Source organism: Agarivorans sp. QJM3NY_33, from assembly GCF_050870865.2.
Classification (GTDB): Bacteria; Pseudomonadota; Gammaproteobacteria; order Enterobacterales; family Celerinatantimonadaceae; genus Agarivorans.
On sequence record NZ_CP194039.2, the window covers coordinates 4,141,260 to 4,153,980 of the forward strand.

Genomic DNA, 12,721 nt, shown 5'->3' on the forward strand with positions numbered 1-12,721 from the left:
CATTATTCCTTGTTAAATACGTTACTAATATTCGCTACAAATAATGCACTAATTTACTAAAATAAACGAATTTATCTAATAAATTAATTCGATTGGACTATTTTTTTAAATAAAAGCTCAATAGAGCAGCATTCAACTAATAGTCTAAAAAACATGACTTGTAAATACTATCTAACATAACTGAGTTGAACTCGAGAGCTCAGTTTGGTCACTAATTCATATGCACTGGAACCCACGGCTGCCGCAACAGTTTCTACCGGTAGTTCCGCTCCCCATAACACCACTTTATCACCGACTTGGTCGCAGGCTTCAGGCCCCAAATCAACACATAACATGTCCATCGATACCCGACCAACCACAGGAACCACACGACCATTTACCCACACAGGCGTGCCATTTGGCGCACAACGTGGATAACCATCCCCATAGCCCATAGCCACAACCCCCAACTGAGTGTTCTGCTCGGCATACCAATTCGCACCATAACCAACACTTTCACCTTTCGGCTGTTCACGTACTGCGATCAATTGAGATTGCAAGGTCATCACAGCTTGTAAGTTAAAATCAGCCCCCTGGGTATCAACTTGTGGTGAAATACCATACAGCGCAATGCCAGGACGGTTCCAGTCAGCATGGGTTTGTGGCCATAACAAAATTCCCGCCGAATGAGCGATAGAACGTTCACAATCTAACCCTGAAGACAATTCGCTAAAACTATGAATTTGTCTGCGAGTTAAAGGATGCTCTAAGTCATCAGCACAGGCTAAGTGGCTGATTAATTTATAATCGGGTAAAATATTCGGGCAGGCTAGGATCCGCGACAACAGTTGCTTAAACTGTTGAGGCAAAAAACCTAAACGATGCATTCCGGTGTCCAATTTTAACCAACAATCGAGTGCTTGCGGCAAGCTAATCTGCTCGAGTACAGCCAGTTGTTGTTCACTATGAATAACACAAGAAATATTCTGTTCAGCAAACTCTTGCGCTTGTTTTTCGTCGAAAAAACCCTCTAGAGCTAAAATTTTAGACTCGATCCCCGCAGCACGTAAAGTCAAAGCTTCTTCTGCTCGAGCCACAGCAAAGCCATCGGTCAAATCACGTAAAGCTTGAGCGATCTCGAGCATGCCATGACCATAAGCATTAGCTTTAATCACCGCTAAAATTTTACTGTGTGGCGCGCGCTGCTTTAAGACCAAAAAGTTATGTTGTAGCGCTGAGAGCGACACGAAGGCCTTTACTATATTCATAACAGCCTATTCATCATCAAAGAATTCCCCAGCCCAATTATCAAAGCGCGAAAAATGTCCCTGGAAAGTAAGAGGAACTCGGCCAATTGGGCCATTCCGTTGTTTACCGATAATAATTTCGGCCATGCCTTTATTTGCCGAGTCTTCGTGGTAGACCTCATCACGATAGATAAACATAATTAAGTCCGCATCCTGCTCGATAGAACCCGATTCACGTAAGTCGGAGTTGATCGGACGTTTATCGGCACGCTGCTCCAAACCACGGTTGAGCTGCGATAAGGCCACCACTGGCACATTCAGTTCTTTAGCGAGAGACTTGAGTGAGCGAGAAATCTCTGCAATTTCCAGAGTCCTATTTTCACTTAAGCCAGGCACCTGCATCAATTGTAGGTAATCGATCATGATCATGCTCAAACCACCAGACTCCCGGGCAACCCGACGAGCGCGAGAACGGACCTCAGTCGGGGTTAAACCCGATGAGTCATCCACATACATTTTCGACTTTTCGGCCATTAAACCCATTGTCGAAGACAAGCGAGCCCAATCATCATCGTCTAAACTACCGGTTCTGATTTTAGTTTGATCGATCCGCCCCAATGAGGCCAACATCCGCATCATAATTTGTTCTGAGGGCATCTCTAAGCTAAAAATCAACACTGGCTTATCTTGGGTCATCGCGGCATATTCACACAAGTTCATCGCGAAAGTGGTTTTACCCATGGAGGGTCGGGCCGCCACAATAATCAAATCAGAGCCTTGTAAGCCACTGGTTTTTTTATCCAAATCGGCAAAACCAGTCGAGACCCCTGTCACCCCATCATTGGGCGCTTTGTATAACTCTTCAATTCTATCGATAGTATCTGCGAGCAAACTTTTAACTTCAACGGGACCTTCATTGGCATTGGCGCGCGATTCAGCAATTTTGAATACTTTACTTTCTGCAAAATCTAATAAGTCACTACTCTTACGGCCCTGTGGTTCGTAGCAACTATCGGCAATTTCGTTGGCAACCGCAATCAACTCGCGGGTCACCGCCCGTTCTCGTACAATTTCAGCATAGGCGCGAATGTTAGCCGCACTAGGCGTATTCTTGGCAATTTCACCTAAATAGGCAAATCCACCAATATCCTCTAAATGCTCTTGACGTTCCAGCTCTTCAGAAACGGTCACTAAATCGATGGGCTGGCCAGCTTCGGCCAAACGAGTCATTGCGGCAAAAATATGCTGATGGGCGCGTTGATAAAAGTCCTGCTCAACCACCTGCTCGGCCACATTATCCCAAGCATTATTGTCTAGCATTAACCCCCCCAACACCGCCTGCTCTGCTTCAATCGAATGGGGAGGGGCTTTTAGTTGGTCAAGTTGTGCATCTTTCGGCTTTTTATCTGTATTCTTAAATCTACGAGAGAGCTCGCTGGCTGCCATAATCTATCAATGTGGTTGTTTATTACAGCCGACTATTATGCGCCAATATCAGCATCACACCAAGTAACATTTATCGGAAGTGAAGAAACAACAAAGCCAGCGTAAGGCTGGCTTTGAGACGCAAGGGGGGACTTACATTTTTGAAAAATAGGCTGCTAATTCAGCGATCTCTGCATCATTTAGCAAAGCTGCTTGGGCTTGCATAATCGCAGCTTGCCCTCCATTACGCTGTTTCGCCTTATAGGCGTTTAGCGAAGAGATCAGATACTGCTCGTTTTGCCCCGCCAAATTAGGATACCCCGGAATAACAGCTTTACCATCCGCGCCATGACAAGCCGCACAAATCATGGCCTTAGCTGGGGCGGCATTGGCTGTTGATACGACAAATGAGAGTATCAGCGCCATTGAAAATATCAATTTATTCATTATGTTCCTCATTATTGTTATTGATGAAACCAGGACATGCCAGACACTCTCCACAAGCTTAACCCCAGCTAAATTGAGCTTAGCAAATAATCTAAAATAGCAACAGCTTAAGCCTAACAAGCCGTGAACCAAGCTCAAAAAATTTGGAGTGCCGACGCTTGCAAGCAATCTTCTACATCATGAGTCACCACAATCGCGGGAATATTTAGCGCTTCTATTTTATCTTTCACAAACTGACGAAACTGCTGGCGAAGTGGCGTATCTAATTTACTAAAGGGCTCATCAAGTAATAATAGTTGCGGCTGTGCCAGTAAACTTCTTAACACGCTGATCCGTGCGCGTTGCCCTCCAGAGAGACTTGCAACATCTCGCTGCTGATAACCCGCCATGCCAGCATCAGCCAGCGCCTGCGCAATGATAGATGACGCCGCAGCTTGCTCCCGTTGAGCTAAAGCAAATTGCAGATTCTGCGCCACATTAAAATGCGGAAACAGGAGGTCATCTTGAAATAGCATTCCAACTCGGCGCTGTGCTTGCGGGAGCTTACTAATCTCCCGATTGGCCAACTGAATAGTTCCACTACAAGTAAAATTACCATCCAGCGTGCCTGCTATAGCCGCCAACAAGCTCGATTTACCACAGCCACTAGGGCCCATGAGGGTGACAATTTCTCCCCGCTCCACCCTTAAGTGAAAACCACTTAACAGCACCTGTTTCGCCAAATACAAATTAAAATCATCGATTAACAACATCAGTTCTGCATTCCTCGATAGTGACGATAACGCCATTTAGGCCAAGAAATCACCGCAACATAAACTAATAAAGGCAATAAGCTCTGCCAAATGACCATCACTGCCGTCACCCTCCGGTCGCCTCCAGAAGCCAGCGCTACCGCTTCGGTCGTGAGAGTTGGCACCCGTCCTCCTCCAACAAATAAGGTGGGTAGATACTGCGCGATGCTCACTGCAAAACCAATGGCAAAGGCAAGGCCTAAAGGCTTACTCAGCATCGCCAATTTAACCCGCCAAAAACTACGCCAATAACTATGTGACAAGCTCACTGCTGCTTGCATAAAGCGAACATCAAAGCGACGATAATTATCAGCCAAAGTTAAATAAACGTAAGGTAAAACAAATAGTAAATGCGCCCATACTACCGCAAGCATCGTGCCGTCTAAACGGTATTTGAACAACTGCACCTGAACCCCAAATAAGAATACCACTTGCGGTAATAGCAGTGGCAAATACATGAGCACCGACCACCACTTAGAATATTTGAGCTGTCGCATTTGATATTCTAAGCAACCCACCACTAACAACAAACTGATGCTAGCCGAACTCAACGCGATGATCAGACTATTCAGCAACGGCTGAGATAAATAGCTCCCCGCTTGCAGCCAGTAGTGTGCGCTCCATTGTGCAGGCAGGCTGTCAGGGAAGCGCCAGTGCCAAGTAAAGGACCAAATACTTAACAACAGCAAGCAACTCAGTAATAGCAGCACCAGAAATAGCAATAAGGCCCGAGCAGGCTTCACATTCGAAGCCGCTCTGCGGCGTCCTTGCATACTCAAGCGCAAATTACACCGCAGATATAATTTCTCCAATACTAACGCTAAGGCCAAACTTAAAATAACCAAGCCGAGTAACAATAAGGCTCCGGAGGTTCCCATCAATCGGCGTTCAATATCGCTATCGCTAAGCCATTGCCATATCTGCATCGCAAAAGTAGTCGGTCTACTCGGACCAATGATTTGTGCTACATCAACCACGGTTAAAGAAAATGCGAGCACCGTAAAAAACGCTAACCTCAAGCGAGGCAGCAGTTGGGGGATTAATATGCTTCGCCATAGCTGAACGGTCGAATAACCATAACTTTGGCCTAAGGCGAGACTACGTTGCACCGCAATTTGCGAGCAACTCGCCATTAACACAAACAGTAAAAAAGGTAACTCTTTCGCCCACAGAGCCAAAATTAAGCTGATTCCCCAGCTATCTTGAGTGCTTTGCCACATCGGTGGATAAGCAAAGCCAGTCAACCAAGGGGAAACAAGGCGCATCAACCAACCGCTAGGCGCCAATAAGAATAATAGCGCAATGGCTAAAGCCGCATGAGGAATGGCTAAAAATGGCGCGAGACTGCGCTCCAAAAAACGCCACCAAGAACTCCCATAACAGTGCATCGCCAACCATAATGCGGTAAACAGCGACAAGAGACTTGCCACCCAACCGGTCAGTAACGACAAACCAATCGAAGCCCATAGAGAAGGCTGAGAAAATAGTGCCTGCCACTGAGAAAGATTCGCTTGGTTTTTTCCAGCAATCGGAAAATAATCGAAAGCTGGCAACACCGTCTCGATAAAACCAAATAACAAGGGCACTAACAATAGTCCCCCCGTCAATATAGGAAATATCGCGCTAAACTTACCCCATCCACTTCTCATCTAGAATAACGACGTAACCACTCTGCTTCTAATAACGCAACCCAGCTTGCATGCGGCTCTGCAAGTACTTTAGCTCGATCGGCAGAACTTAAACTGGCCGGGCTTGATTGAGCCTTGGCAAACAACGCGCGCTGCGGCTTGGTCAATTTATTCAAAGACAATACGCTAGGATCTCCCCAATAAGCCAAATCGGCTTTACGCGCTTGCGCCTCTGGTGACAATAAGAAATTCGCCACCACCATCGCCGCAGCGGACGCATCACTATTGAAAGGAATCGCCAAAAAGTGAGTATTTCCCAAAGTTCCATTTTTATGAACATAACTTTCTACTGTATTCGGCAGCAATCCTTGTTTAACTGCTGCGGCAGCATCATTAGGATTAAAACTAAAAGCAATGGTTAATTCACCATCATTCAATAATTGTTGCATTTGACCACTACCGCTCGGAAAGCTCTGCCCCCCCCGCCACAATAAAGGGTGTAATTGGTCTAAATAGGCCCAAAGCGGGGCGGTGAGCGCACTAAATGTTTGCTTATCAACCGGATGATAAAGCCGCTGAGGATCCTCAATTGTTTCTAACAGTATTTGCTTAATGAAGGTCGTCCCATAAAAGCTAGGTGGTGCGGGATAACTGAATAAACCAGGATGCATCTGCAAATAGCTTAATAAAGCTGGTGCAGAATCGGGTGCCTGATTAAGCCGCTCAGCGTCGTAGTAAAAGGTAAGTTGGGCACCGCCCCATGGGGACTCATAACCCTCAACTGGTAGGGTAAAATCAAATTTAAGTGCTGGACTACTTTGATCGGTTAACGCCAGATTGGGTAAGCGTTGACTAAAAGGCCCATACAACAGTTGCGCCTGTTTTAAGCTGCGAAAGTTCTCACCATTCACCCAGACTAAATCAACACTGCCACCATCAACTCGGCCACTGCTTTTTTCAGCTAAAATTCGACTTACCACATTGGCGGTGTCGTTAACTTTCACATGCACCAAGTTAATCTGATAACGCTGTTTCACTTGCTCACCAGCCCAGCGAATATAAGCATTAATGTTATCGGCCCCCGCCCAGGCATTGAAGTAAACGGTTTGTCCTTTGGCCTGCTGCTCAATGTCCGACCAACTCGAATTGGCAAAACTCACTGAACTTATAAAAATGGCTACCACCAGCATCATTAACCGCACGTTCACGCTCCCTGTTATTGTGTTAAATAGCGCGATAATCACATCGCTTTATCTAGACTTCAGCCCTGAGCTGCAGCACGATGGACTCAGCCAAATCATCGCTAAGCAGTTCACAAGCAACTCGAGTTAAACTCACTAATTAAGATAACCGGAGTAATCCCTACAATCTTTCAAAACTTAATAAAATCATAGTCTAAAAACACAAAAACCGCGCCGAGGCGCGGTTTTTAATAGTCGTGGCTGAGAATTTTATTCTGCAGCGACAACTTGTAAAGCAATCGTTGCACTGACTTCACCGTGAACTTGAACAACAATGTCAAATTCACCTGTGTTGCGCAATACACCGTTAGATAAACGTACTTCTGATTTCGTTACTTCAACCCCAGCCGCAGTAATTGCGTCAGCGATATCACGAGTCCCGATAGAACCAAATAGTTTACCTTCTTCACCCGATTTTGCAGAGATAACGATTGCTTCTAGAGCATTTAGTTTCTCAGCGCGAGCTTCAGCTACTTTTAGAGTTTCAGCTAATTTAGCTTCTAATTCAGCACGACGAGTTTCAAAAACTTCGACGTTTGATTTAGTTGCTGGTACAGCTTTACCTTGAGGGATCAAGAAGTTACGTGCGTAACCTGCTTTCACATTAACTTGGTCGCCCAAACCGCCTAAATTAGCGATTTTGTCTAATAAAATAATTTCCATTACCTTTCCTCGAATAATCTCGGTTGAGTTAGGCTAATGCCAAAGATTTACTTATGTAAATCAGTGTATGGCAATAGAGCCAGGTAACGAGCACGCTTAATAGCACGTGCAAGTTGACGTTGGTATTTAGCGCTTGTACCAGTAATACGACTCGGTACAATTTTACCACTTTCAGTGATGTAGTTTTTCAATGTTGTAGTATCTTTATAATCAATCTCTACAACACCTTCCGCTGAAAAGCGGCAGAATTTACGACGACGGAAAAAACGTGCCATAACATTATCCTCGTGATAACAAATCAATTTCAGAAGCATGAAGTACCAATCGATAACTACCGTTGGCCGCTTTGTGGCTATTTAAAAAGCCACTTACTTTTACCTCACACCCCATACTTATATGCGATGAATCTTGCTTCAAAATATCGCCACTTGCGACTACTGCTATTTGGCAATAGGCCTGACGAGAAAATCCAGCTTCTTGCTGCTGCGAACGATGCTCTAACCAAAATTGGCAATGAGCAACACCGGCTGGACTGGTAGAGCGTTTTGGTGCGCGAATTACCCGCCCCTGCAAAACCAACCTATTTTCAGACATTCGTCTTATTCTTCGCTAGCTGACTCTTCGTTAGCTTCAACTACTGGAGCTTCTTCAGTTACTGTAGCTTCTTCACGACGAGCTGGACGCTCATCATCACGACGAGCTGGACGCTCATCTCTAGCTTTAGCAATTGCAGACATTTCTGTCACAGCAGCTTTAGTGCGCATGATCATGTTGCGGATAACAGCATCGTTGAAACGGAAAGCAGTTTCCAATTCATCAATAACTTCTGCGCTGGCTTCAATGTTCAAAAGAACATAGTGTGCTTTATGCAGCTTCTCGATTGGGTAAGCCAATTGACGACGGCCCCAATCTTCCAAGCGATGGATGTTTCCGCCGTTATCATTAATAACAGCAGAATAACGTTCGATCATACCTGGAACTTGTTCGCTCTGGTCTGGGTGGACCATGAATACGATTTCGTAATGACGCATGATTGCTCCCTACGGGTTATAGCCTCGTTCATGGTACAGTCAAACCGAAGAGGCAAGGAACTAAAAATAAAATGACTGTTTTAGGGGCGCTGATTCTATGTGAAGGCGAGAATTTAATCAAGCTAAATTAAAGCCACCGTAAGATTAACTATGCGGTGGCTTTTAATCAGCTTTTATAAAAGAGCGAATTCAGGCCTAACGGCGCTGGCGAACCGCTTCAAACAAACAAATACCTGCAGCAACCGATACATTCAAACTGGATACTGCGCCTAACATCGGCAGTTTCACGAGTTCATCACAGGTTTCCCGAGTTAAGCGGCGCATACCACTCCCTTCTGCGCCCATCACTATCGCCATTGGCCCTTGCAATTTGGTATCGTAAATAAATTGCTCAGCTTCACCCGCCGTTCCCACAACCCACACTCCTAGCTGTTGTAACTCACGCAAGGTTCTAGCGAGATTAGTAACCACGACTAATGGCACGGTTTCGGCAGCACCACTGGCGACTTTACGTACCGTCGCATTTAACTGCACCGAGTTATCTTTCGGCACAATCACCCCCACAACTCCCGCGGCATCGGCGTTACGTAAACAAGCGCCTAAGTTATGCGGGTCCGTAACACCATCTAAGATTAAAAATAATGGTGCCGTCGATGATTCAACCAATGATTTAAGATCGTGCTCATTATATCCGCGACCGGCTTTCACTCGTGCCACAATACCTTGGTGCTGAGAGCTTTCGGCTTTATCGTCCAAAGCCTTACGTGGCATAAATTGCACCGAAGCGCCCAAACGACGCAGCTCGTTCAGTAAAGGAAGTAAGCGTTCATCTTGGCGACCCTTTAAGGCAAAAACTTCAATAATGCGCTCGGGACTGCGTTCTAATAATGCTTGCACCGCGTGCAGGCCATAAATTACTTGTTGGCTCATAATCTGTTCTTCTGTTGTTTAGCGGCTGTGCGCTCTTGTTTTCCAGGGCGTTGCTTGCGTTTTTTCTTCGGCTTTTTACGCGGCTTCGCCTGAGACTCAGGACTTGGCTTGGCTTTTTTTGCTGCCGGATCCCGTTGCTGCCAAGGGCTAAAGCCACCTTTATTCTCCGCACTGCTATCTTGCGTACTGCTCGCGCTGGGCTGACGTCGTTTCCCTTTGTTTTTAAGGTCGCGATGCCGCGGCTTTTTACCTTTTCCTGCACGCTTACTCGTTTCGTCTCGCTCACCGGTTTTAACAAAGCGCTTACCACGCCCACCATCTTTACCTGCACGTGTGGGGCGCTCAAATTCGTCGGCCAGACCATCTTTATTGACCAAGATAAATTCCATCTTGCGATCAGCCATATTCACCGAAGCAACCTTCACTATTAGCGAGTCACCAATACGGAAGCGCTTGCCCGTTTTTTCACCAACTAACAATTGGCGAGCAGCATCATAATGATAATAGTCACCACGTAAAGAGTTGATATGCACTAAACCGTCAATATGAAACTCGTCTAGCCGAGCAAAAAAGCCGAAACCAGTGACCGCAGCAATCGTTGCAGGCAATACTGTACCGACATGGTCAAGCATATATTCGCACTTTAAACTATCAGAGACTTCACGCGTCGCATCATCGGCACGGCGCTCGGTCATCGAACAGTTTTCTCCAAACTTGTCCATCTCATCGACTTGGTAACAATAGCCACCACTGCTCGTCCACTTATTTGTTAAAGTTTGACCAGCCGCTTCAGCAGCCTGTTTATCCACCAAATATTTAATCACTCGGTGTAATAATAAGTCAGGGTAACGACGAATTGGCGAGGTAAAGTGGGCATAAGACTTCAGCGCTAGACCAAAATGACCAATATTATCGGGCTGATATACCGCTTGCATCATCGAGCGTAATAACATGGTTTGGATCAGCTCGAGATCGGGCCGCTGTTGGATCTCGGCGACCAACTTGAAGTAGTCTTTAGGTTGAGGCTCTTCCCCACCAGCCAGTGATAGTCCTAACTCATTAAGAAAACCTTTGAAATTGGTCAATCGCTCTTTTCCAGGACGATCGTGCACTCGATACAAAATCGGCTGTTGATGTTTCCCGACAAATTTAGCCGCCGCCACATTTGCCTGAATCATACATTCTTCGATCATCTTGTGCGCATCGTTACGCGTCAGCGGCACAATTTGTTCAATTTTACGCTGTGCATTAAAAATGAAGCGGGTTTCTTGAGTTTCTAACTCGATACCGCCGCGCTCAGCTCGGCTGATTTTTAATGCGCTATATAAACGGTGTAGCTCTTGTAAATGAGGAACTTGCTGGGCATAACGTGCACTCAAGGCTTCATCACCATCGAGAATAGCGGCCACCTTGTTATAGGTGAATCGAGCATGGGAGTGCATCAGCGCCTGATAAAACTTATAGCCCGATAAGCGCCCTGCCGCCGAAATAGTCATTTCTGCCACCATGCACAAACGATCCACCTCGGGGTTTAACGAGCACAAGCCATTAGATAACTGCTCCGGCAGCATCGGGATCACCTGATCGGGAAAATAGACCGAATTCCCGCGATTGAGAGCTTCTTTATCTAAGGCTGCATCGGGGCGAACATAATAGGATACATCGGCTATTGCCACCCATAAACGCCAGCCGCCAGATTTTTTCGCTTCACAATAAACAGCATCATCGAAATCGCGAGCATCCTCCCCATCGATGGTAACCAATGGTAACTTACGTAAATCAACCCGATTTTGTTTAGCCGCTTCATCAACTTCTTCTTCAAGCTTATTCACCGCCTTAATCACCGATTTAGGCCACTCGTGTGGTATATCGTGATTGCGCAGCGCTACCTGAACTTCCATCCCCGGCGCCATTTTGTCACCAAGAATATCAATGACTTTACCAACAGCAAGCTTCGGAGCCGAGGGACGACTCAACACTTCAATCACCACTACTTGGCCTTGACGCGCCCCGGCAGTATCATTTTTAGCAATTAAAATATCTTGATTAATCCGAGGATCTTCCGGTACCACGTAACGGTGGTTGCCTTCAACAAAATAGCGCCCCACCAGTTTAAGCTTACGCAGCTTAAGCAGCTTGATAACTTGTCCTTCGCGACGACCACGCTTATCAATACTGGATGGAGCGGCCAGCACAAAGTCATTATGAAAAACCTTACGCATTTCTTTGGCCGACAAAAATAGATCCGGCCCTTCTTGAGTCGTATTCAAAAAGCCAAAGCCATCACGGTGACCAATCACCGTGCCAGTAACCAAGCCCAAACGCTCTGGCAAGGTATAAGCGCCGATCCGAGTAGTGACTAATAGGCCTTCTTCTAATAAGTGTGCCAAGGTCGCAGTGAATTGAGGTGCCTGTTCTGGCGTCACTAAAGCTTGTAACCACTCTATAGAAACGGGAGCCATTTCTTGTTCTAGCGCCGCTAATAAACTGACTTTGAGAGTGGCCGATACAGCCTGATTTTGCATTAACTAACCTGCTAAGTTGAGCAAATAAAGGGATATTCCTTATAGAATAGCCCTATGGTAATGCTTTAAGTAAGGCTTTAGTAGGGTTGGTTGCTTGCTTTAGCTTTTTCGACCACATAATCAGGCATTTTTTGGGCCAAAGACGCCAATAATTGACTGGCCTGAAGGTGAGTCTTTTTGTCTGCAATAATCGAATGATGTAACCAACGATAGGCATCTTCGTAATCATAAGGACTGCCCTCGCCCTCAACGTACAAGGAAACCAAGCGCAACTGAGCAGGTAAAAAACCCTGACCAGCCGCTTCACGTAGCAAGGGAATAGCCTTGGTCACGTCTTGTTGCACCAACGTTCCTGTCGCATAATAACGACCCAGTTGTTCCATCGCTGCCGCTAAACCTTGATTGGCGGCTCGCCACATATACATGATACCTAGTTCAGGGTTTGCTTCCACGCAGACCCCCCAAGCCAGCATATCCCCCCATAAAAATTGATAGGCAGGAATTGCAACTTTTTCGGCGCGAGCCTCAATATCTTCGACCAACTGACAATCATCGGCTTTAACGCGAGCCAGATGCTGATTTTTATTAATCCAAGAAATCAGCTCCCCTTGTTTATAAAGCTGAACCGCGTCAATATCAGAAGGGCTAGTGTACTCTGTGGAATCAACTATTTGAGTTGGTGCAGCAGTTTGCTCGGATTCAGCATCCACCGACAAGGGCTCGATAGGTTCAGCCAAAACCGGAGTCGTTAAGCTCGCCAACAGTAACAATGGGGGAAGATACTTGTTCATTTGCCGTTCCTATACCGTTCACC

Annotated in this window: 13 protein-coding genes; all 13 read right to left on the reverse strand. The window is 46.0% G+C overall.

All coding sequences use genetic code 11. The annotated features are described in order from the left end of the window. Window positions 1–167: 167 nt before the first annotated feature. The 13 genes from alr to ACRRSY_RS18590 all read right to left on the reverse strand — a co-directional run bounded on the left by alr (window position 168) and on the right by ACRRSY_RS18590 (window position 12,698). On the reverse strand, window positions 168–1,247 hold the full coding sequence (alr, locus tag ACRRSY_RS18530) for an alanine racemase (protein WP_432463787.1): 1,080 nt from the start codon (window positions 1,245–1,247) through the stop codon (window positions 168–170). 6 nt (window positions 1,248–1,253) lie between these two features. Then, the gene (gene dnaB, locus ACRRSY_RS18535; protein ID WP_432460107.1) at window positions 1,254–2,672 is read right to left on the reverse strand and encodes a replicative DNA helicase; all 1,419 of its coding nucleotides are present in this window, start codon (window positions 2,670–2,672) and stop codon (window positions 1,254–1,256) included. A 132-nt stretch (window positions 2,673–2,804) separates the two neighbouring features. Beyond that, complete coding sequence (locus ACRRSY_RS18540) at window positions 2,805–3,098, reverse strand: c-type cytochrome (protein ID WP_432456085.1); 294 nt, start codon at window positions 3,096–3,098, stop codon at window positions 2,805–2,807. A gap of 134 nt (window positions 3,099–3,232) precedes the next feature. Further along, window positions 3,233–3,850, reverse strand: coding sequence for an ATP-binding cassette domain-containing protein (locus ACRRSY_RS18545; RefSeq protein ID WP_432463788.1), 618 nt, complete (start codon window positions 3,848–3,850; stop codon window positions 3,233–3,235). After that, window positions 3,850–5,538: an ABC transporter permease gene (locus ACRRSY_RS18550; RefSeq protein ID WP_432463789.1), complete on the reverse strand. Its 1,689-nt coding sequence runs from the start codon at window positions 5,536–5,538 to the stop codon at window positions 3,850–3,852. Before ACRRSY_RS18550 ends, ACRRSY_RS18545 begins: the two co-directional genes overlap by 1 nt. Continuing rightward, window positions 5,535–6,710 carry an ABC transporter substrate-binding protein gene (locus ACRRSY_RS18555; protein ID WP_432464732.1) on the reverse strand — a complete coding sequence of 392 codons (1,176 nt, stop codon included), beginning with the start codon at window positions 6,708–6,710 and terminating at the stop codon, window positions 5,535–5,537. The genes ACRRSY_RS18550 and ACRRSY_RS18555 overlap by 4 nt, the downstream gene beginning before the upstream one ends. 258 nt (window positions 6,711–6,968) lie before the next feature. Continuing rightward, a complete protein-coding gene (gene rplI, locus ACRRSY_RS18560) occupies window positions 6,969–7,421 on the reverse strand; it encodes a 50S ribosomal protein L9 (protein ID WP_432460112.1) in 453 nt (150 codons plus the stop codon). Window positions 7,422–7,468: 47 nt separating this feature from the next. After that, entirely contained in the window at window positions 7,469–7,696 is a 228-nt protein-coding gene (gene rpsR / locus ACRRSY_RS18565) for a 30S ribosomal protein S18 (RefSeq protein ID WP_137673721.1), read from the reverse strand. Window positions 7,697–7,700: 4 nt separating this feature from the next. After that, a complete protein-coding gene (gene priB, locus ACRRSY_RS18570; RefSeq protein WP_432456081.1) occupies window positions 7,701–8,015 on the reverse strand; it encodes a primosomal replication protein N in 315 nt (104 codons plus the stop codon). Window positions 8,016–8,020: 5 nt separating this feature from the next. Then, entirely contained in the window at window positions 8,021–8,452 is a 432-nt protein-coding gene (rpsF, locus tag ACRRSY_RS18575; protein ID WP_432460113.1) for a 30S ribosomal protein S6, read from the reverse strand. Window positions 8,453–8,647: 195 nt separating this feature from the next. Then, the gene (rlmB, locus tag ACRRSY_RS18580) at window positions 8,648–9,385 is read right to left on the reverse strand and encodes a 23S rRNA (guanosine(2251)-2'-O)-methyltransferase RlmB (RefSeq protein WP_432464733.1); all 738 of its coding nucleotides are present in this window, start codon (window positions 9,383–9,385) and stop codon (window positions 8,648–8,650) included. Next, complete coding sequence (gene rnr / locus ACRRSY_RS18585) at window positions 9,379–11,907, reverse strand: ribonuclease R (protein WP_432463790.1); 2,529 nt, start codon at window positions 11,905–11,907, stop codon at window positions 9,379–9,381. The genes rlmB and rnr overlap by 7 nt, the downstream gene beginning before the upstream one ends. 77 nt (window positions 11,908–11,984) lie before the next feature. Then, window positions 11,985–12,698 carry a tetratricopeptide repeat protein gene (locus ACRRSY_RS18590; protein WP_432456078.1) on the reverse strand — a complete coding sequence of 238 codons (714 nt, stop codon included), beginning with the start codon at window positions 12,696–12,698 and terminating at the stop codon, window positions 11,985–11,987. Between the last annotated feature and the right edge of the window lie 23 nt (window positions 12,699–12,721).

What these genes read in the sequence shown, in the direction of transcription:
- rplI (WP_432460112.1), bottom strand. Translation starts at nt 7,421, where the DNA reads ATGGAAATTATTTTATTAGACAAAATCGCTAATTTAGGCGGTTTGGGC.
- alr (WP_432463787.1), bottom strand. Translation starts at nt 1,247, where the DNA reads ATGAATATAGTAAAGGCCTTCGTGTCGCTCTCAGCGCTACAACATAAC.
- ACRRSY_RS18590 (WP_432456078.1), bottom strand. Translation starts at nt 12,698, where the DNA reads ATGAACAAGTATCTTCCCCCATTGTTACTGTTGGCGAGCTTAACGACT.
- priB (WP_432456081.1), bottom strand. Translation starts at nt 8,015, where the DNA reads ATGTCTGAAAATAGGTTGGTTTTGCAGGGGCGGGTAATTCGCGCACCA.
- dnaB (WP_432460107.1), bottom strand. Translation starts at nt 2,672, where the DNA reads ATGGCAGCCAGCGAGCTCTCTCGTAGATTTAAGAATACAGATAAAAAG.
- ACRRSY_RS18545 (WP_432463788.1), bottom strand. Translation starts at nt 3,850, where the DNA reads ATGTTGTTAATCGATGATTTTAATTTGTATTTGGCGAAACAGGTGCTG.
- rnr (WP_432463790.1), bottom strand. Translation starts at nt 11,907, where the DNA reads ATGCAAAATCAGGCTGTATCGGCCACTCTCAAAGTCAGTTTATTAGCG.
- ACRRSY_RS18555 (WP_432464732.1), bottom strand. Translation starts at nt 6,710, where the DNA reads ATGATGCTGGTGGTAGCCATTTTTATAAGTTCAGTGAGTTTTGCCAAT.
- ACRRSY_RS18550 (WP_432463789.1), bottom strand. Translation starts at nt 5,538, where the DNA reads ATGAGAAGTGGATGGGGTAAGTTTAGCGCGATATTTCCTATATTGACG.
- rpsF (WP_432460113.1), bottom strand. Translation starts at nt 8,452, where the DNA reads ATGCGTCATTACGAAATCGTATTCATGGTCCACCCAGACCAGAGCGAA.
- rpsR (WP_137673721.1), bottom strand. Translation starts at nt 7,696, where the DNA reads ATGGCACGTTTTTTCCGTCGTCGTAAATTCTGCCGCTTTTCAGCGGAA.
- ACRRSY_RS18540 (WP_432456085.1), bottom strand. Translation starts at nt 3,098, where the DNA reads ATGAATAAATTGATATTTTCAATGGCGCTGATACTCTCATTTGTCGTA.